Annotated in this window: 21 protein-coding genes and 1 pseudogene; all 22 read left to right on the top strand. The window is 33.2% G+C overall.

Annotated elements, in window-relative coordinates:
- The first annotated feature begins 36 nt into the window (after positions 1–36).
- The 22 genes and pseudogenes from brxA to HMPREF2642_RS09425 all read left to right on the top strand — a co-directional run bounded on the left by brxA (position 37) and on the right by HMPREF2642_RS09425 (position 19646).
- On the top strand, positions 37–474 hold the full coding sequence (brxA, locus tag HMPREF2642_RS09525) for a bacilliredoxin BrxA (protein ID WP_023350268.1): 438 nt from the start codon (positions 37–39) through the stop codon (positions 472–474).
- A gap of 188 nt (positions 475–662) precedes the next feature.
- Positions 663–1619 carry a thymidylate synthase gene (locus HMPREF2642_RS09520; protein WP_070597814.1) on the top strand — a complete coding sequence of 319 codons (957 nt, stop codon included), beginning with the start codon at positions 663–665 and terminating at the stop codon, positions 1617–1619.
- A 67-nt stretch (positions 1620–1686) separates the two neighbouring features.
- On the top strand, positions 1687–2172 hold the full coding sequence (locus HMPREF2642_RS09515) for a dihydrofolate reductase (RefSeq protein WP_070597813.1): 486 nt from the start codon (positions 1687–1689) through the stop codon (positions 2170–2172).
- A gap of 10 nt (positions 2173–2182) precedes the next feature.
- Positions 2183–3022, top strand: coding sequence for a fatty acid kinase binding subunit FakB2 (fakB2, locus tag HMPREF2642_RS09510; RefSeq protein WP_070597812.1), 840 nt, complete (start codon positions 2183–2185; stop codon positions 3020–3022).
- A gap of 105 nt (positions 3023–3127) precedes the next feature.
- Positions 3128–3655 carry a peptide-methionine (S)-S-oxide reductase MsrA gene (gene msrA, locus HMPREF2642_RS09505; protein ID WP_049428667.1) on the top strand — a complete coding sequence of 176 codons (528 nt, stop codon included), beginning with the start codon at positions 3128–3130 and terminating at the stop codon, positions 3653–3655.
- Positions 3648–4076, top strand: a complete 429-nt coding sequence (gene msrB / locus HMPREF2642_RS09500) for a peptide-methionine (R)-S-oxide reductase MsrB (protein WP_002433862.1) — start codon at positions 3648–3650, stop codon at positions 4074–4076. Before msrA ends, msrB begins: the two co-directional genes overlap by 8 nt.
- Positions 4077–4088: 12 nt before the next feature.
- Complete coding sequence (locus HMPREF2642_RS09495) at positions 4089–4589, top strand: PTS sugar transporter subunit IIA (protein ID WP_002453251.1); 501 nt, start codon at positions 4089–4091, stop codon at positions 4587–4589.
- Positions 4589–4813, top strand: coding sequence for a YozE family protein (locus HMPREF2642_RS09490; RefSeq protein WP_002433965.1), 225 nt, complete (start codon positions 4589–4591; stop codon positions 4811–4813). The genes HMPREF2642_RS09495 and HMPREF2642_RS09490 overlap by 1 nt, the downstream gene beginning before the upstream one ends.
- Positions 4814–5171: 358 nt before the next feature.
- Entirely contained in the window at positions 5172–6650 is a 1479-nt protein-coding gene (locus tag HMPREF2642_RS09485; RefSeq protein WP_070597811.1) for a S41 family peptidase, read from the top strand.
- Between the two features lie 217 nt (positions 6651–6867).
- Entirely contained in the window at positions 6868–7371 is a 504-nt protein-coding gene (locus tag HMPREF2642_RS09480) for a GNAT family N-acetyltransferase (protein ID WP_023350273.1), read from the top strand.
- 17 nt (positions 7372–7388) lie between these two features.
- The gene (locus HMPREF2642_RS09475) at positions 7389–8462 is read left to right on the top strand and encodes an undecaprenyldiphospho-muramoylpentapeptide beta-N-acetylglucosaminyltransferase (RefSeq protein ID WP_002433989.1); all 1074 of its coding nucleotides are present in this window, start codon (positions 7389–7391) and stop codon (positions 8460–8462) included.
- Between the two features lie 12 nt (positions 8463–8474).
- Positions 8475–9089: a phosphatase PAP2 family protein gene (locus HMPREF2642_RS09470; RefSeq protein ID WP_002433679.1), complete on the top strand. Its 615-nt coding sequence runs from the start codon at positions 8475–8477 to the stop codon at positions 9087–9089.
- Between the two features lie 328 nt (positions 9090–9417).
- Complete coding sequence (locus HMPREF2642_RS09465; RefSeq protein WP_049428662.1) at positions 9418–10509, top strand: ABC transporter ATP-binding protein; 1092 nt, start codon at positions 9418–9420, stop codon at positions 10507–10509.
- Between the two features lie 56 nt (positions 10510–10565).
- Complete coding sequence (locus HMPREF2642_RS09460; protein WP_211181649.1) at positions 10566–11462, top strand: ABC transporter permease; 897 nt, start codon at positions 10566–10568, stop codon at positions 11460–11462.
- A gap of 11 nt (positions 11463–11473) precedes the next feature.
- Positions 11474–13162: an extracellular solute-binding protein gene (locus tag HMPREF2642_RS09455; RefSeq protein WP_002433660.1), complete on the top strand. Its 1689-nt coding sequence runs from the start codon at positions 11474–11476 to the stop codon at positions 13160–13162.
- Positions 13163–13177: 15 nt separating this feature from the next.
- Positions 13178–14074, top strand: coding sequence for a carbohydrate ABC transporter permease (locus HMPREF2642_RS09450; protein ID WP_070597810.1), 897 nt, complete (start codon positions 13178–13180; stop codon positions 14072–14074).
- 14 nt (positions 14075–14088) lie between these two features.
- The gene (locus HMPREF2642_RS09445; protein ID WP_002433695.1) at positions 14089–14943 is read left to right on the top strand and encodes a metallophosphoesterase family protein; all 855 of its coding nucleotides are present in this window, start codon (positions 14089–14091) and stop codon (positions 14941–14943) included.
- Entirely contained in the window at positions 14930–16255 is a 1326-nt protein-coding gene (locus HMPREF2642_RS09440) for an MATE family efflux transporter (RefSeq protein ID WP_049428658.1), read from the top strand. Before HMPREF2642_RS09445 ends, HMPREF2642_RS09440 begins: the two co-directional genes overlap by 14 nt.
- Positions 16256–16261: 6 nt before the next feature.
- Positions 16262–17029 carry a DeoR/GlpR family DNA-binding transcription regulator gene (locus HMPREF2642_RS09435; protein WP_002433585.1) on the top strand — a complete coding sequence of 256 codons (768 nt, stop codon included), beginning with the start codon at positions 16262–16264 and terminating at the stop codon, positions 17027–17029.
- A 255-nt stretch (positions 17030–17284) separates the two neighbouring features.
- Positions 17285–17396: pseudogene (locus HMPREF2642_RS11885) on the top strand (hypothetical protein); the annotation flags it as partial.
- A 229-nt stretch (positions 17397–17625) separates the two neighbouring features.
- On the top strand, positions 17626–18285 hold the full coding sequence (locus HMPREF2642_RS09430) for a response regulator transcription factor (protein WP_002433827.1): 660 nt from the start codon (positions 17626–17628) through the stop codon (positions 18283–18285).
- Entirely contained in the window at positions 18282–19646 is a 1365-nt protein-coding gene (locus HMPREF2642_RS09425) for a HAMP domain-containing sensor histidine kinase (protein ID WP_070597809.1), read from the top strand. The genes HMPREF2642_RS09430 and HMPREF2642_RS09425 overlap by 4 nt, the downstream gene beginning before the upstream one ends.
- The last annotated feature ends 218 nt before the right edge of the window (positions 19647–19864 follow it).

Raw genomic sequence — 19864 nt, 5'->3', positions numbered from 1 at the left:
TAATAAATGACAAAAGAAGTATCAAGGAGTGTTAATATGAACGGCTATGAGTCTTATATGAGAGAATTAGCGCAACAAATGCGTTCTGAACTTACTGAAAATGGTTTCAAAAGTTTAGAAACTAGTGACGATGTGAAGGGTTACATGAATGACTTAAAAGATGATGAAACAACATTCGTTGTTATTAATTCAACATGTGGTTGTGCAGCAGGATTAGCTAGACCAGCTGCTGTAGCGGTTGCTGAACAAAACGAAGTGAAACCCACAAATAAAGTAACTGTTTTTGCAGGTCAGGATAAAGAAGCAACACAAACAATGCGTGAATACATCCAACAAGTGCCTTCTAGTCCTTCATATGCCTTGTTTAAAGGGCAAAACTTAGTTCACTTTATCCCTCGTGAACATATTGAAGGCAGAGATATTAACGATATCGCAATGGATTTAAAAGACGCTTTTGATGACCATTGCCAATAATTTTTTAATTGTACTACCCGAGTTACAGCATTTCACAATGTAACTCGGTTTTTTTATCCAAAAAAAAGAAATTTGTCATCTTAAATAGCTCTCCCTATCAACAGTTAATGATTTCTAGTATAATATTCAGTAATATAATTTATTAATAATAACTAAAATAAAGTGATTTACTTAAAGGAGCTGTACATATGTATAATCCATTCGACAAAGCGTATCATAGCTTATGCGAAGAGGTATTAGAAATAGGTAATCAACGTGATGATCGTACTCATACTGGTACAATTTCTAAGTTTGGTCATCAATTAAGATTTGATTTATCAAAGGGGTTCCCTTTATTAACAACTAAAAAAGTTTCATTTAAATTAGTAGCTACAGAATTGTTGTGGTTTATTAAAGGTGATACAAACATCCAATATTTACTTAAATATAATAATAATATATGGAACGAGTGGGCCTTCGAAAATTACGTTAATTCTGAAGACTATCAAGGACCTGACATGACTAACTTTGGACATCGTTCTCAAGAAGATCCAGAATTTAATGAGCAATATAAAGAAGAGATGAAAAAATTTAAAGAACGTATTCTAAATGATGATGAATTCGCTCGCCAATATGGTGATTTAGGTAATGTTTACGGTAAACAGTGGAGAGACTGGGAAGATAAAGATGGTAATCACTACGATCAGCTAAAAACAGTGATTGAGCAAATTAAAACAAATCCTAATTCTCGCCGTCATATTGTGTCTGCGTGGAATCCTACAGAGATTGAGACCATGGCGCTACCACCATGTCACACTATGTTCCAATTTTACGTTCAAGATGGTAAGTTAAGTTGCCAACTTTATCAACGTAGTGCTGACATTTTCTTAGGTGTACCTTTCAATATTGCGAGCTACGCCTTACTTACTCATCTCATCGCAAAAGAATGTGAACTTGAAGTAGGTGAATTTGTTCATACCTTCGGAGATGCACATATTTATTCAAACCATATGTCAGCTATTGAAACTCAACTTTCTCGTGAGAGTTACAAAGCACCGACTTTACAGATATATTCAGACAAATCCATTTTCGATATCAACTATGAAGATTTAGAAATTGTGGATTATGAATCACACCCTGCTATCAAAGCACCTATAGCGGTATAGATTGACTTACTTTATAAATAAAAATATAGAAATCTAATCATATTTACCATAAGAAAGGGGGAAGACGATGACTTTATCCATCCTCGTCGCACATGATAAACAAAGAGTTATCGGATATCAAAATCAATTACCTTGGCACCTTCCAAATGATTTAAAACACGTTAAACAATTATCAACTGGTCACACATTGGTAATGGGTAGAAAAACTTTCGAATCTATTGGGAAACCTTTACCAAATAGACGAAATGTTGTATTAACAAACAATCCTTCATTTAAACACGAAGGTGTCGATGTCATTCATTCTATTGAAGAAATTAATGATATTCCTGGACAAGTATTTATTTTTGGTGGACAAACACTTTTCGAAGAAATGATAGATAAAGTTGATGACATGTATATCACTGTTGTCGACGGTATGTTCCAAGGAGATACATTCTTCCCTCCTTATACATTTGAAGATTGGGAAGTTGAGAGTTCTGTTGAAGGACAATTAGACGAAAAAAATACTATTCCGCATACATTTTTACATTTAGTGCGCAGAAATGACCAATAGGAGGCTATTTATGACTAAACAAGTTATCGTCACGGATTCCACCTCTGATTTATCACATGAATACTTAAAGAAACATGATATTCACGTTATTCCTTTAAGTATCACTATTGATGGTAATTCTTATACTGATCAAGAAGACATTTCTTCTAAAGAATATATTGAATATATCGAGGCAGATGCAGACGTCAAAACGAGTCAACCGCCCATCGGTAAATTTATAGAAAAATATGAAGAGTTAATTAAAGAAGATGTAGAGATTATTAGCATACATCTATCTTCAGGTCTGAGTGGTACTTATAATACTGCCGTTCAAGCTAGTCAAATGGTAAGCGGTAAAATTACTGTTATCGATTCTAAATCAATCTCATATGGCTTAGGTTATCAAATTGAGCACATCGTTGATTTAGTTGAAAAGGGAACACCTACAACTGACATTGTTGAAAGTGTCGACAAACTACGCGATAATATTCAACTTTTCGTAGTCATAGGGCAATTGAATCAACTTATTAAGGGCGGACGTATTAGTAAAACTAAAGGTTTAATAGGGAATATTATGAAGATTAAACCCATAGGTACATTAAATGAGGGAAAATTAGAACTTGTTCATAATGCTAGAACTCAAAAATCTAGCATTCAATATTTAAAGAAAGAAATAACTGAATTTATTGAAAATCATAATGTTAAATCAATAGGTGTTGCTCATGCGAATGTGATTGAATTTGTTGATAAACTCAAAAAGTCATTTAGCGATGCTTTTCATTTTGATCAATTTGATGTCAACGTCACAACTCCAGTTATTTCAACTCACACAGGTCAAGGTGCTATTGGTCTAGTTGTACTTAGAGATTAATTCTTTAGGATAAACTCTAGCTATTTAATGTTGAGTAAAATACTTTAAATTACATGGTGTTTAGCGTAAATTATTAAAAAAGAGACAACTTAAGGAGGTACTACTATGGCATATGCAACGCTTGCAGGAGGTTGTTTCTGGTGTATGGTAAAACCATTTACTTCTTACCCAGGAATAAAATCTGTCGTTTCAGGATATAGTGGTGGTCACGTTGAGAATCCCACTTATGAACAAGTCTGTACGAATCAAACTGGTCACGTTGAAGCTGTACAAATTGAATACGACCCTGAAATTACTTCCTTCGAAAATATATTAGATGTTTACTTTAAAACATTCGACCCCACAGATGATGGTGGTCAGTTCTTCGATAGAGGTGAAAGTTATCAGCCAGTAATCTTTTATCATGATGATCATCAGAAAAAGGCAGCTGAATTGAAAAAACAACAAATTGATGAGCAAGGTATATTTAATAAACCTGTCATCACACCAATCAAACCTTATAAAAACTTCTACCCTGCTGAAGATTATCACCAAGACTATTATGAGAAAAATCCATTGCACTATGAGCAATACCAACGTGGATCTGGCAGAAAAGCATTTATAGAATCACATTGGGGGTCTCAAAATGATTAAGAAAAATAAAGATGAATTGAATGAAATGGAATATCTTGTCACTCAAGAAAATGGCACAGAACCACCATTCCAAAATGAATATTGGAATCATTTTGATAAGGGTATTTATGTTGATAAATTATCTGGTAAACCTTTATTCACATCAGAAGAAAAATTTGAATCTAACTGCGGTTGGCCAAGTTTCTCCAAAGCATTAAATGATGATGAAATCATTGAACTCGTTGATAAATCTTTTGGTATGATAAGAACTGAAGTACGTTCTGAAGATGCTAATAGTCATTTAGGACATGTATTCAATGACGGTCCGAAGGAAACCGGTGGTCTACGCTATTGTATTAATTCAGCAGCTATTCAATTTATTCCATATGAAAAGTTAGAAGAACTTGGATATGGTGATTTAATTCCACACTTTGAAAAATAGGAGTGAACAACAATGTTTAAAAAATTATTCGGAAAAGGCAAAGAAATCAATAAAGATATTAAAATATACGCACCGTTAACAGGTGAATATGTGAAAATTGAAGATATTCCTGACCCTGTATTTGCACAAAAAATGATGGGTGAGGGTTTTGGTATAAATCCTACAGAAGGTGAAGTCGTTGCACCAATTGAAGGCAAGGTCGACAATGTCTTCCCAACTAAGCACGCTGTAGGACTTAAAGCAGACAATGGATTAGAACTACTCGTACACATTGGTCTAGATACTGTTCAACTTGATGGTGAAGGCTTTGAAGTATTAGTCGAAAGTGGTGACACTGTGAAGGTAGGCGACCCACTTATTCGTTTTGATTTAGAATATATTAAAAATAATGCTAAATCAGTCATTTCACCAATTATTATCACAAATTCTGACCAAACTGAGTCTATTCATTTAGAAGATGTAGAAGCAGTTGTTAAAGGCGAGACTCAAGTTATTGATGTGACTGTAAGCTAATGGTTAAAAATTACTCATTCTATCAATTTGTTATGACTGTTCGTGGTCGTAAAGACGATAAAGGGGAATTAGCTGAGCAAATCTTTGATGACCTTGCATTTCCTAAACATGAAGATGACTTCAACGTCCTTTCAGAGTACATTGAAACTCAAAGTGAGTTTACTGTACCCATGTATGTCTTTGATGATTTATACGAAGAGTATACTGAATGGTTAAAATTTTAAAATTAAACAAAGTTTTTACTAATAAAAAAAGGGAGTGAACTTTGTGTTCAAACGATTAAAGTTGAATACTATTTCACTCCCACATTTTTGTTTGATTTTGTATATAAATTAAAGCCATCATTTACATATGTTAGCATGATTCTCAATTTTTCAAATTAATTTAAGATACATCTTACGACTCATGTATATGAAACATAGTTATATAATAATGAAGAGTAGTCCTCGCTTAATTTGCTTCACAGTTGGAGAAGTTGTCTATTTTATATATTTTCTAACTTCATTTTCATAAAAAAGGGAGAACTAAGAGCATATACATAATGATTATTATAAATTTAGCAAGTACAAGGGATGTGATAAAGTGAGTAATGATTCAGAACGTAATGATGCACAACAACAAGACGACGAAAGTCAATCAAATTCTCAAAATAAAAACAAACAAGTAAGATTTAAACTTTGGCAGTTTCTGTTGATTCTCCTTGGAGTTATTTTAATAACAGCAGGAATCACTGTGGCCGCGACGATATTGATTAGTCATAAGATGAGCGGACTCAATAAAGATCAACGTGCAGATTTAAAAAAGATAGAATATGTATATAAGACGCTAAATAAAGATTATTATAAAAAGCAAGATTCAGATAAATTAACACAATCAGCAATTGACGGAATGGTTAAAGAATTAAAGGATCCATATTCAGAATATATGACTTCTGAGGAAACTAAACAATTCAATGAAGGTGTGTCAGGAGATTTCGTTGGCATTGGCGCAGAAATGCAGAAGAAAAATGATCAAATTAGTATTACCAGCCCAATGAAAGACTCACCAGCTGAAAAAGCAGGAATACAACCGAAAGATGTCGTAACGAAAGTTAATGGTAAATCTGTTGAAGGCAAACCATTAGACCAAGTCGTAAAACTAGTCAGAGGTAAAAAAGGTACTAAAGTAACTTTAACTATCAAACGAGGTTCTCAAGAAAAAGACATTAAGATTAAACGTGATACGATTCATGTTAAGAGTGTCGAATACGAGAAAAAAGGCAACGTTGGTGTCTTTACTATTAATAAATTCCAAAGTAATACATCTGGAGAATTAAAATCTGCAATTATCAAGGCACACAAACAAGGTGTACGTAAAATAGTATTAGATTTACGTAACAATCCTGGTGGTCTTCTAGACGAAGCTGTTAAAATGGCGAACATCTTTATTGATAAAGGAAAAACAGTTGTTCAATTAGAAAAAGGCGATGATAAGGAGCAATTGAAAACATCAAATGATTCGTTGAAACAAGCAAAAGATATGGATGTTTCTATCTTAGTAAATGATGGTTCAGCAAGTGCATCAGAAGTCTTTACAGGTGCTATGAAAGATTATCATAAAGCTAAGGTTTATGGCTCTAAAACATTTGGTAAAGGAATTGTTCAAACTACACGTGAATTCGGTGATGGTTCATTACTAAAATATACTGAAATGAAATGGTTAACACCTGATGATCATTATATTCATGGTAAAGGTATTCAACCGGACAGTAAAATAGCTACACCTAAATATCAATCTCTTAACGTCATACCTAATAATAAAACTTATCATTTAGGTGACGAGAATAAAAATGTTAAAACGATGAAAATTGGACTCACAGCCTTAGGTTATAAAGTGAATAATGAGTCTAACCAATTTGATTCAGAATTAGAATCTGCAATTAAATCCTTCCAGAAAGACAATCATTTGGAAGTAACCGGAAAATTTAATAAAACGACAAATGATAAATTCACTCAAGAATTAGTTGAAAAATCAAATAAACATGATACTGTATTAGACAAATTACTTCAAAAACTTAAGTAAGATATTGTTTGAAAAGTAAATATAGGTTTGATTAAATCTTATTTATATGACTTAAAGTACTATTAGAGAGAATGTATCACTCATTTATTTAACACAATCTATATAATAGTTAGCGACTTTAGTTATATAAGTTTAAAATACGCCTCATTTGTTAAATTATATAAGAAATGGGGCGTATCATTTTTTTAATACTATAAAAAAGAGGTGTTTTGGCAAGATGATTAGAACAGCAACAAAAAATGATTTACCTGTAATTGAAAAACTCGTTGATGAAGCAAAAGAAAAAATGAAAGAATTTAATAATAATCAATGGGACGATAAATACCCTGTAACCGAACATTTTGAGAAAGACATCGAAACCGAAACACTTTATGTATTGGATGTAGATAGTAAAATTTACGGTTTTATTGTTATCGACCAAACACAATCAGAGTGGTATGATGACATTGAATGGCCAGTTAATCGTGAAGGTGCTTATGTTATCCATAGATTAGCTGGATCAAAAGATTATAAAGGTGCAGCAACTGAACTTTTCCAATTTGCGGTAGATTTAACAGAGGAACATGGCATACATGTTATTCTTACTGACACGTTTGCGCTAAATAAACCCGCGCAAAATCTTTTTGAGAAATTTGGATTTACTAAAGCTGGAGAAGCAGAAATGGATTATCATCCTTTCGATAGAGGCGCACCATTTTACGCTTATTATAAAAAAATATAGGAATAGAGGTTGTAACTATGTCGAAAATTGCATTTACCGGTGGAGGAACAGTAGGACACGTATCTGTTAACTTGAGTCTTATTCCTACTGCTGTGGAAAAAGGTCATGAAGCGTTTTATATCGGTTCTAAACAAGGAATTGAAAGAGAGATGATTGAATCTCAACTACCAGATATAAAATACTATCCTATTTCTAGTGGTAAATTACGTCGTTATTTATCATTTGAAAATGCTAAAGACGTTTTTAAAGTATTAAAAGGCGTGTTAGATGCACGTAAAATTCTAAAAAAACATAAACCTGATTTATTATTTTCAAAGGGCGGATTCGTAAGCGTTCCTGTGGTCATTGCAGCCCGCTCACTAAAAATACCTACAATCATCCACGAATCTGATTTAACACCAGGACTTGCGAATAAAATCGCACTTAAATTCGCTAAAAAAATTTATACGACATTTGAAGATACACTTCAATATCTTCCTAAAGACAAAGCTGACTTTGTTGGCGCAACCGTTCGTGAGGATTTGAAACAAGGTAATAAAGAACGTGGTTATCAATTAACCGGTTTTAACACAGATAAAAAGGTCTTACTCGTAATGGGTGGTAGTCTTGGTAGTAAGAAACTCAATGAAACAATTCGTGAAAATCTAGAGGCCTTATTACATGATTATCAAATTATCCATTTAACTGGTAAAGGACTAGTTGATAACACTATTGATAAAAAAGGTTATGTTCAATATGAATTTGTTAAAGATGATTTAACTGATTTATTAGCTATAACAGATACAGTAGTAAGTCGTGCCGGTGCAAATGCGATTTATGAATTCTTAACATTAAGAATACCTATGTTATTAATCCCATTAGGTTTAGATCAATCTCGTGGAGACCAAATTGATAACGCTAAAAACTTTTCATCGAAAGGCTATGGCCGATATACACTTGAAGATGAACTAACTCAAGTAGGTTTATTACAAGAGTTAAATGATATTGAAACAAATCGTGAAGATATCATTAAACAAATGAAAACATATAAAGAAAGTTACACTAAAGAAGATTTATTTGATAAAATTGTACATGATGCATTAAATAAGTAGGGGGCACCAAGCATGAACCGTTGGACGCGCATTTCATTACTCATTGTTTTCACACTCGTTTTTGGGATAATCGCATTTTTCCATGAATCTCGTCTAGGAAAGTGGATTGATAATGAGGTTTATGATTTTATTTATGCATCAGAGAGTTTTATCACTACATCAATTATGCTAGGTGCGACTAAAATTGGTGAAGTTTGGGCCATGTTATGTCTATCACTCACACTTGTAGCATATTTAATGTTAAAACGTTATCAAATTGAAACATTATTCTTTGCTATAGCAATGGGTCTTTCAAGCATACTTAATCCTGTCCTTAAAAATATTTTCGACAGAGAACGTCCAACACTCCTACGTTTAATTGATATTTCTGGATTTAGCTTTCCTAGTGGACACGCAATGGGCGCAACCTCATACTTTGGAAGCATCATTTACATTTTAAATCGCCATGATTCAGGTATTTCTAAAGGTGTGTTAATAGGATTAAGTGCATTATTCATATTATTAATTTCAACATCAAGAGTCTATTTAGGCGTTCATTATCCTACTGATATTATTGCAGGTATTATTGGTGGCGCCTTTTGTATTGTACTATCGACACTTATCCTAAAGAAACAACTCGCCATATAAACCTTGCACGACAAATAATAACCTAACCACTGAAATGATTCTTAAAAAGAAGATTTCAGTGGTTTTTTGTGTTTTAATGAGAATTTATTTATGCCTTCTTGAATGTAAGTTTAATGTAAATAATATTTATCTAATATAAATATCTTTGTTTTATTTTTGAATCAATATAGACTATAAATGCTTTTATATAAGTGTTTATAGTCTTTTTGTTTTTGAAAAATAATAAACAAAAGTTTTTGATTTACGAAAACTTAATTTTGAAAAAAGTTTCCTTTAATAGAAAACTCTTATACTGAATTTGCGATTACATCTTCAAAGGAGCAAAGACATGATACAAATCAAGGATTTAAACAAAGTTTATGAAAATGGTAGTCACGCAGTTAAAGATTTTAATCTAAATATTCATGACAACGAATTTGTTGTATTTGTTGGACCATCGGGATGTGGGAAGTCTACGACCTTACGTATGATAGCAGGTCTAGAAGATATTAGTAAGGGAACAATTAGTATCGACGATAAAGTGATTAATGATTTACAGCCTAAAGATCGTAATATAGCTATGGTGTTTCAAAATTATGCACTTTATCCTCATATGACTGTTTATAAAAACTTAGCATTTGGATTAAAAATGCGTGGTATTAAGAAGAGAGTTTATGATAAGAAAATTCAAGATGCTGCCAAAATATTAGAAATAGAAAATCTTCTTCAACGTAAACCTAAAGCATTATCCGGAGGCCAACGTCAACGTGTAGCGTTAGGACGAGCAATAGTGAGAGACGCACAAATCTTTTTAATGGATGAGCCACTTTCAAATTTAGATGCCAAATTAAGAAGCAACATGAGAAGCGAAATCATTAAAATACATAAAGAAATGAATGCAACAACAATCTATGTCACACATGATCAAACGGAAGCAATGACGATGGCCTCACGCATTGTGATACTAAATCAAGGTGAAATTCAACAAATTGGCACGCCAGAAGAAATCTACCGTCACCCAGTGAATGAATTTGTTGCAACATTTATAGGTAGCCCTTCGATGAATATTATCCCGTTAACTTATCATATGGACGCATGGTATTTCGACGCTCAAAAAGTTGCTGATCAATCTGTAGTACAACTTTCGTCACATTCACAATGTAGACTTGGTATTCGTCCTGAAGATTTGCATCTCATTACTAACGATGATTCGCATGCATATCCTATTCAACTCACAAATTTAAAAATCGATTTAGTCGAATTGACGGGCTCTTACAAATTACTCCATTGTCATCATGACGATCATAAAATTGTAGCCGCCGTAGATAGTAACCTTAATTTTGAATTAGGACAGAACGTATCTTTCGGCATTCATTCGAAAGATGCACATTATTTCAATTCTGAGTCAGGTGAACGAATGAAAGAGGAGGTTGTATCGTGAGTAAAATCAAGCAACATGGAATTCAATCCACTCATCAAAAATCTTTGCTCAAAAGAATGTGGGAACATAAAGTTTTATATCTTATGATTTTACCTTGCTTACTTTTTTTCCTTATTTTCAATTATATACCTATGACAAGTCTAATTTTAGCGTTTAAAGATTTCCGTTTTGATACGGGTATTATTGGTGGTGATTGGAAAGGGCTACACTACTTCCAAAGATTCTTCACTGATTCAAGATGTGTACAAATCATTATAAATACACTTGTTATCAGTGGAATGAAGCTCATTCTAGCTCTTCCTTTTCCTATCATTTTAGCCATTATGTTTAATGAAATTAAGGATTCTAAATTAGGTAAAATCAGAGGACTATTCCAAGGAATATTATATATACCTCACTTTTTATCATGGGTCGTTGTGATAGGTATATTCAAGAAGTTACTCGCACCAGATGATGGTTTAATGAATCAACTTATTCACAAATTCGGTGGTGATGGCTCAACTTATTTTATGATGAACCCTGAATATTTCCATACCATCATGTTTTCTAGTTATATTTGGAAAAATGTCGGCTGGGACTCCATCATTTATTTTGCTGCAATCATGAGCATCAACCCTGAAATTTACGAATCAGCAGCAATAGATGGGGCGAACCGCTTCAAACAAATTATACATATTACCTTACCAATGCTCACGCCTACAATAGTTATTCTATTTATTATTTCATTAGGAGATATTTTAAAAGCTGGCTTTGATCAAATCTATTTACTCAAGACACCTGGAAATGCGAGTGTATCAGAAATATTAGACACCTTTGTAATACGCACGGGAATCGAACAGGGAGACTTCAGTTACGCCATAGCTATAGGACTTTTACAAGGTGTTATTGGTCTTATCGCGGTCGTCATTATCAATAGATTTGCCGATAAAAAACTGGATACTTCATTATATTAAGGAGAATGTACATGTTTAGAAAATCAATACTCATCTTACTAATTGCGGTAATGATACTCACATCGGCGTGTGGCAAAGATAAATCACAAGATGAAGCAAAGAGAAAAGCAGATGCCAAAGGGAAGCCAGATACATGGATTGCTGATAGAAAATTAAAAGGTTTAGTCTTCCAAAGTGATAATGACGCCTCTCCGAAGATGAATAAAGAGGTTGCTAAAGAACTAAAGAAAAAAACCGGAATCACTTTAGAATTACAGACAGTCTCAAATGAAGATTCGACTGAAGCACTAACATCAGGTCTCGCTTCTGGTGATTTACCTGACTTCATCGTTTATTACTTAGACGATAGTGGTCGCCCTGAAATGAAAGTTCTAAATAAAGCAGCTAAACAAGGTCGACTCACTGATCTTACAAAGATGCTTAAAAACACAAAAATCTATAGTAAATATTTTAAGAAAGGCTACCTTCCTAAAGATACGAAAGATAATATTATGTTCAATAAAGAAATGGACGGCACTTACCTTGTACACATGGGTATCAATCGTCATCCAGGTCAAGAAGAACGTCGCACAGTAGGAGGTCCCTATGTTCGTAAAGATATTATGGATAAACTTCATATTAAGCCTTCATCAATAAAAACTTCCGAAGATGTAGAAAAGCTAGCACAAAAAATGAAGGATCATCACTTTAAAGATGATAATGGTAAAGAAATCACACCAATTGGTCCTACAGCTTGGGGAGGCGACGATCGCACTAAATTCTACAACGACCTCGTATGGACTGGACAGTCAGATGAGAAATTTTTAAACAAAGGGAAAAAGATTGTTCACGAATCTCAAACTGATTATCCACTTAAAAGAGTGAGATATGTCAAAGAATTAATGCAAAAAGGACTCATGACGAAAGAATTTTACACAATGGAAGAGAACAAAGCTAAAGAAGGACTTGTTAATGGTTCATGGGGCATAGTTTCAGATTTACATAATTACGTCACTGAAAATCAAAACATGAAATATGTACCTCTTGGCCCACTCAATACAGTCAAAGGTAAATTTAGAGTTGAGAAACCTTATAAATCTGGTGCAAACGGATGGGCTGTCCCAAGTACGACTGAACATCCAGAGGACGTAGTTAAACTTGCTGATTTCTTAGCTAGTCGTGAAGGTAAATTATTAGGACAATATGGCATTAAAGGTCGTGATTACACATTAGATAAAAAAGGCAACCCACACGTCAAACCAGAAGTATTAAAAGAAGTCAAAAACGACCCTGACAAAGCGAAAAAACGTGGTTTCAGAGGCGCGGGTTCATACTGGGCTGATCATCTTGGTTATACAGATATAGATAATAAAGCTGACTTTGGTGAAATCGAATACGGCGATAATACTAAAACAAGCAAAACCACACCTGAAAAGATTGCTGATATGTGGCATTATGACGAACGCCAAAAGCACGCAAAAATTGTTAATGGTCTAACAGTAAAATCTTTCTTATCTAAATATGAGTATGGTGAAGATTTAGAGGTAGCACTTGATGATTATAGCGACGCAATTAAACGCGCTTATTATTCAAGAACTGACAAAGAAGCCAAGCAAATAATCGATAGTGCGAAACAACGCTTGAACGAAGCTGGTTTAAATCAGTTTGAACGTTATGTGGAAAATCAAAGAGATAAAAAAGGAACGCAAATTATTTACTAAGAGGTGTATTAGACAATGAAAATATCCCAAGATAAAAGTGCTATTGTCATTCGCATCATTTCATTAATTATCATAATAGGTTTAGTTATTACTATTATATTGCCACTAATTAATATCTTTGCCTTAGCATTTAATTCCGGTGTCGATGCGCAAAAAGGTGGTATCACATTCTTTCCTCGTAAGTTTTCGCTAGATAATTTTAAAGAAATATTTAAACAAGGAACATTATTGAATGCATCGTTTATTAGTGTAGCTAAAACTGTCATAGGAACAATCTTAAGCGTGATATTAACCGCCATGGCAGCGTACGTCTTAACAATAAAAACACTGCCATTCCGAAGAATCATTTCATTCTTCTTAGTATTTACGATGTTATTTAGTGCTGGAGTTGTTCCACTATACATTTTATTAAATCAATTACATTTAACAGACACTTTCTGGGTCTATATTTTACCTTCACTCTATAGTGTTTATAACATTTTAATCATGCGTACATCTTTTAATCAGTTACCAACAAGTGTTATCGAAGCTGCGAGGGTAGATGGATGTAATGACTTTCAAATCTTTTGGAAAATAGTCCTTCCAATGAGTAAACCGGTAGTCGCATCAATTACTTTATTTAATGCTGTGAGTCAATGGAACGACTGGTTTACAGGCGCATTCTTCGTACGCAACCCAAATTTAAAACCTTTAGCAACAGTATTACAGGATATGCTCACTAAGCAAGCCGCAATAGCTGAAGCACTTAAACAGAAATCAGGTTCTTATGCAATGTTGGATAAAGTAACAATTACTGGTGATTCTATGCAAATGGCAATGATAGTGTTGTTAACAATTCCAGTATTATTCTTGTTCCCATTTGTTCAAAAACATTTTGTAAAAGGAATCAATATAGGTTCAACTAAGGAGTAAAGGAGATTTAAAAAATGACGAAAATCTTACAATTAAGTGATTTACACATTGGCCCACATAATGACGCCAAAGATCAAAAAACATATGATTTGATTCAACATATGATGACACATTATCGTCCCGATATCACTGTATTAACTGGTGATCAAATATGGTCTGAAGGAGTCATTGATTCTGGTCGAGTTTATAAAGAACTTATCGAATATTTAAATCAATTCGATACTCAAATTGCAACAACATTTGGTAATCATGACACTGAAGGACATCTTAAACGGGGTGATTTACGCGCCATAGAAGAACAATATTCTAAAAATTATGTCCAAAAACATCATAGTTTAATTATTGATGATAAAGAAGCTTATACTATTGAAGTAAGCTCTCAAGATACACTTACACACGTTCTTTATGTGATTGACGGAGGGGATTATAACCCATTTGGCATAGGTGATTACGACTTTATCAGACCTGAGCACGTTAACTGGCTTAAAGAGACTTATGAAGCGTATCAGTCACAATACAAACGTAGCTTTCAACATAATTTACTATTTACACACATTCCTCTACAGGAATATCGAGAAGTAGAGAATATCAAGGAATTCCATGGCATATTTAATGAACCTATTGCTTGCTCTAAAATTAATTCTGGATTATTTAGTCAAATGCTATTAAATGGAGATATTGAAGGGATGTTCTGTGGTCACGATCATGATAATGATTTCACTATTAACTTATATGGAATTCGTCTAAGTTTTGGTCGCGTCGGCGGCTATAACACTTATGGTGACTTACAACGTGGTGCACGATTAATAGAATTACAACCTCATGAAATATTTAAATCGAAAGTATTAGAATTTGATGATCGTTACTAAAGGGGCATTTAGATCCTTATATGTACCTATACTTATTGAACAACTGTTCATACTTCTCATGGGGCAAGCTGACACATTAATGCTCAACAGTTATAGTACGAATGCAGTTGCAGCATCCGGAATGACGAGTCAAATATTAATGCTCATTACGTTTCTTATTACAATCATTCACGTGGGAACTAATATTCGTATTGTTCATTTAAAAGCACACCAAACATCAATGATTCCAAAAGAAGTTTATCACAATCTTCTTTTCAATATCATCGTTTCGATTGTATTTACATTAGTTGTAGGTATGGTGTTTTCACCGTTATTACATCTTTTTCAAGTACCTAAGGACATATTTAATCTAACTTATCAATTTGGTTTAGTTATATTGAGTGTCTTAACTTTGACCTCAACTCAAATGTATATAGGAACCGTACTTCGTATTATGAATTATGCTGCGATTGCTACACGCATCACAGTAATTAGTAATTTGACTAATATCATTCTAAATGCTTTCGTACTTTTTATAATTCCAGATTTGGTAGGTAATCCTGTATTAGCAGTTGCTTATGCTACAGCCATTAGCCGTCTGCTTGGATGTCTCTTGGCATTCATAGCACTTTTAAAAATTTACAGACCGAAACTGCATTACTTTAAAATTAATTTTAAAATACTTTATCAAGTTTCAACATTAGGTATACCTAGTGCTGGCGAGCAAATTTCATATAACTTTGCACAAACATTTACGACAGCATTTATAGCAATGTTAGGAACACAAGTTATTGCAGCTAAATCTGTTGCAACTGTGTTAAGTGGCTTATCTTTCAGTTGTGCGATGGCATTTAGCGCTGCATGCCAAATTTATTTAGGCCATTTTATAGCTAGACATCGCTATAGTGTACTAAAGAAAACTGTGTTAAGAAGTATATGGTTTAATGTGATTCAATCCTTAATTATCATGGTATGCGTTTTAGTAGGTTTCGTCGCTGTCGGTAGATGGCTTACACATGATGTTCAAACATACCATTTAATTATCTACTATCTAGTTATTCTTATAGGATTGGAACCGATTCGTGCAATTAATAATTTAATCGTAGATTTATTAAATGTAGCTGGGGATGTGCGTTTTCCTGTTACAGTCAATATCATAACTACTTGGTTGTTACTGTTGCCTGGAAGCTTTCTATTAGGCATTCATTTGGGGTTTGGTTACACCGGTATTATTCTAGTGAGTATTGCAGATGAAGCGCTGCGATTTATTATCATGTATTTCAGATGGCGAAATGATAAATGGCGCGCACGCATGAAGCAGATAGGAGTATAGATAACAATGTACAAGAGAAAAGAACGATTAAACCTTATACGTAAACGTGTTGATCAGTACGGTGAGGTTGCTGTTAAAGATTTAGCATTATTTTTACAAGTCACACCTGAAACTGTGAGAAAAGACTTAGAAACATTAGAATATGACAAACTTATTACTCGCACGCACGGTGGGGCAGTTAAATATAATCATATTAACAAGGAGAAATCATACGCGAATAAATGGCAGAAACAATCAAATGTGAAAGAAAGAATAGCAAAAAAAGCAGCTTCACAAATTCAATCTGGAGAAATCGTGGTTATAGATGGTGGGACGACAACAGGTCGAATTCCTCAGTATTTAAATGATATTATACAAACTACTATAATCACTAATTCCCTAAAGATTGCAAATGAATTGAATCGTGCAATAGAGGAGCAACGTATTCAAGGCGAAATTATTATGCTCGCAGGTAAGACAAATACTGAGCAAGATGTAGTAAAGGGACATTTAACAAACGAATTATTGCAACGTTTCAAATTTGATAAAGCCTTTATTTCATGTGGTTCATTTGATAAGAACGATTGTTATGAATTCGATTTAGAGGAAGCACACGTCAGTCAAATTATGATTCAACAAAGTCAATTAAGTTATTTATTAGCAGATAGTAGTAAACGAGATGCTCGTGCATCGTATCGTATTAGTGAATTTAGTGAGATTGATTATATGATTTCTGATTACGCTAAGCCACAGGATATGGAGCATTTTAATCATAAATCATGGTTACAAATTTAAAATATTAGTTAAGCTTATCGCTAAAGCGAAAATATTTTTTGTAACACTTGAGGCTTTGCTCAAGTATAAGTGCCACTAGCAACCAGATAAGTTGGAAACACTTGAGGCTTCGCTCAAGTATAAGTTGCTCTAATCGCTAAAGCGAAAGAGCAACTAAAAAGCAGTAAACCTCAAGTGTCAAAGGTTTACTGCTTTATTGAAACGTTGTTTCTCAACGTTAGTCTTTTACGGGCATATAAAAGGGGATAATTGAAAATGACCAATCCAATAAGAACGAAATATATGTGGGGGGAATGTTCTATTCGGTATTGATAATCATTTTCAACTAGTATTATACATGATTGAGAATCATTGTCAATTAGAAACATAAACTTTTTCTATAAATTCCCTATAAATGTATAAAATCCTTGTCATAACAACGTTGAAAAGCTATCATTTTCAGCAATAACCTCATTATAATGTTTCATCAATTACAATTGATATATGGTAAAATGAATCAAGTAAATATAGATTAATTATTAACAATTCATAACAATTAGGGATTACATCTTTTTCATTCATACTTAATTAGTTAAGATGTAGCATGAGGTGCAAATATGACAAATATTTTAATCGTAGAAGATGAGCAGAATCTTGCTCGATTTATTGAACTTGAACTTAAACATGAAGATTACAACGTTGATATAGAATATGACGGACGCACGGGTTTAGATAAAGCACTTAATAAATCATATGATCTTATTATATTGGATTTAATGTTACCTAATATTAATGGCTTAGAAATTTGTAGACAAATTCGCCAAGAACAATCAACACCTATCATCATTATTACTGCTAAAGGTGAAACATATGATAAAGTAGCCGGATTAGATTATGGTGCAGATGATTACATCGTCAAACCATTCGATATTGAAGAGTTGCTCGCTCGTATAAGAGCTATTTTACGTAGACAACCGCAGAAAAATGTTATCGATATTAACGGCATTATTATTGACAAAGATGCCTTCAAGGTGACTGTAGATGGTACTCAACTAGAACTGACGAAGACGGAGTACGATTTGTTATATGTTTTAGCTGAAAATAGAAATCACGTGATGCAGCGTGAGCAAATTTTAGACCACGTATGGGGATTTAACAGCGAAGTAGAAACAAATGTTGTTGATGTTTACATTCGATATTTACGCAATAAATTAAAGCCTTTTAATAAGGAGAAATCTATCGAAACTGTACGTGGCGTAGGATACGTGATTAGATGATCAAACGTCGTAAATTAAAATATAAATGGATGATCATAACGACACTCATTACGTTTACCACTATATTACTATTTTGCTTAATTATTATCTTTTTCTTAAAAGATACTCTTAGAAATAGCGAACTTGATGAAGCTGAAAGAAGTTCTACTGATATTGCGAATTTATTTCATTCTAAATCTTTGGCTCAAATATCAGCACTTGATTTAAATGCTTCATTAGAAAACTTTCAAGAAGTCATTATATATGATGAAAAAGGGAAGAAGTTAATTCAAACATCAAATGACAATATCGTTAATTACAATAAGAAATTTGATATGAACCATCCAGAACGTATAAACATCTATAATAGTCATGGCATTAATTACTTAGTAATCACTGAACCCATTCATTCGAAAGATTTTAATGGATACAGTGTACTAGTACATTCTCTACAAAATTATGACAATCTTGTACGTTCACTATATATAGTAGCTTTAGCATTCGGTTTAATCGCTACTGTGATAACTGCTGGAATTAGTTATATCTTCTCATCTCAAATCACAAAACCCATTGTGACTATGTCGAACAAGATGAATCAAATTAGGCGCGATGGTTTCCAAAAGAAACTAGAATTAACAACTAATTACGAAGAGACAGATAATCTTATCGTTACATTTAACGACATGATGTACCAAATTGAAGAATCATTTAATCAGCAACGACAATTTGTTGAAGACGCTTCTCACGAATTAAGAACACCTTTACAAATCATTCAAGGTCATCTCAACTTAATTCAGAGGTGGGGGAAGAAAGACCCAGAAATTCTTGAAGAATCTCTAGATATTTCTATAGAGGAAGTCAATCGAATCACTAAATTTGTCGAAGAATTACTCTTATTGACTAAAGATAGTGTGAATAGTCATGTTCTTGAAGCTGAAAATGTAGACATTAACAATGAGATTCAATCACGCGTGAAGTCATTAAGACATTTACATCCTGATTACCAATTTGAAACGCACTTGTCCAATAAGCCAATACAAATGAAAATGAATAGACATCAATTTGAACAATTATTACTTATTTTCCTAGATAATGCAATGAAGTATGATACTGATAATAAATATATAATGATCAATACCTCTCTAAAGAACAAAGTCATCAGTATCGAAATTACAGACCACGGCATGGGTATTCCTAAACAAGATTTAGATTTCATTTTCGATAGATTTTACAGAGTTGATAAATCTCGTGCCCGTAGTCAGGGTGGAAATGGTTTAGGTTTATCAATCGCTGAGAAAATTGTGCAATTAAATGGTGGTTCGATCCAGGTAGAAAGTGAAGTTCAAAAATTTACGACATTTAAGATTAATTTCCCTTTATAAAGTAAGGTTAGAACCGTTTGAATTCAAAAGAAATTAGAGAATTTAGATTGCTAAAAATTGGTATAAAATACAACTTCAAATACGCAACTCAATGCAATTTTCAAAATAACGCAGAACCGATCTATATTTGGTTCTGCTTTTTGTATATTAATAGGTAAATGCACTTTAACAAAATTTGAAATAATGCTATTATTATCTTGTAAGCGTTTCAACATTTT

The organism is Staphylococcus sp. HMSC055A09, from assembly GCF_001809655.1.
In the GTDB taxonomy this organism is placed as follows: Bacteria; Bacillota; Bacilli; order Staphylococcales; family Staphylococcaceae; genus Staphylococcus; species Staphylococcus capitis.
Note: the sequence above shows the minus strand (reverse complement) of the source record. Positions and strands in the feature narration are given on the sequence as shown.

Coding starts and splice junctions, on each gene's coding strand:
- HMPREF2642_RS09490 (WP_002433965.1), top strand. CDS start 4,589: ATGGTTAAAAATTACTCATTCTATCAATTTGTTATGACTGTTCGTGGT.
- HMPREF2642_RS09455 (WP_002433660.1), top strand. CDS start 11,474: ATGTTTAGAAAATCAATACTCATCTTACTAATTGCGGTAATGATACTC.
- HMPREF2642_RS09480 (WP_023350273.1), top strand. CDS start 6,868: ATGATTAGAACAGCAACAAAAAATGATTTACCTGTAATTGAAAAACTC.
- brxA (WP_023350268.1), top strand. CDS start 37: ATGAACGGCTATGAGTCTTATATGAGAGAATTAGCGCAACAAATGCGT.
- HMPREF2642_RS09465 (WP_049428662.1), top strand. CDS start 9,418: ATGATACAAATCAAGGATTTAAACAAAGTTTATGAAAATGGTAGTCAC.
- HMPREF2642_RS09520 (WP_070597814.1), top strand. CDS start 663: ATGTATAATCCATTCGACAAAGCGTATCATAGCTTATGCGAAGAGGTA.
- HMPREF2642_RS09515 (WP_070597813.1), top strand. CDS start 1,687: ATGACTTTATCCATCCTCGTCGCACATGATAAACAAAGAGTTATCGGA.
- HMPREF2642_RS09440 (WP_049428658.1), top strand. CDS start 14,930: ATGATCGTTACTAAAGGGGCATTTAGATCCTTATATGTACCTATACTT.
- msrA (WP_049428667.1), top strand. CDS start 3,128: ATGGCATATGCAACGCTTGCAGGAGGTTGTTTCTGGTGTATGGTAAAA.
- HMPREF2642_RS09435 (WP_002433585.1), top strand. CDS start 16,262: ATGTACAAGAGAAAAGAACGATTAAACCTTATACGTAAACGTGTTGAT.
- HMPREF2642_RS09430 (WP_002433827.1), top strand. CDS start 17,626: ATGACAAATATTTTAATCGTAGAAGATGAGCAGAATCTTGCTCGATTT.
- HMPREF2642_RS09470 (WP_002433679.1), top strand. CDS start 8,475: ATGAACCGTTGGACGCGCATTTCATTACTCATTGTTTTCACACTCGTT.
- HMPREF2642_RS09460 (WP_211181649.1), top strand. CDS start 10,566: ATGTGGGAACATAAAGTTTTATATCTTATGATTTTACCTTGCTTACTT.
- HMPREF2642_RS09495 (WP_002453251.1), top strand. CDS start 4,089: ATGTTTAAAAAATTATTCGGAAAAGGCAAAGAAATCAATAAAGATATT.
- HMPREF2642_RS09425 (WP_070597809.1), top strand. CDS start 18,282: ATGATCAAACGTCGTAAATTAAAATATAAATGGATGATCATAACGACA.
- HMPREF2642_RS09445 (WP_002433695.1), top strand. CDS start 14,089: ATGACGAAAATCTTACAATTAAGTGATTTACACATTGGCCCACATAAT.
- HMPREF2642_RS09450 (WP_070597810.1), top strand. CDS start 13,178: ATGAAAATATCCCAAGATAAAAGTGCTATTGTCATTCGCATCATTTCA.
- fakB2 (WP_070597812.1), top strand. CDS start 2,183: ATGACTAAACAAGTTATCGTCACGGATTCCACCTCTGATTTATCACAT.
- HMPREF2642_RS09475 (WP_002433989.1), top strand. CDS start 7,389: ATGTCGAAAATTGCATTTACCGGTGGAGGAACAGTAGGACACGTATCT.
- msrB (WP_002433862.1), top strand. CDS start 3,648: ATGATTAAGAAAAATAAAGATGAATTGAATGAAATGGAATATCTTGTC.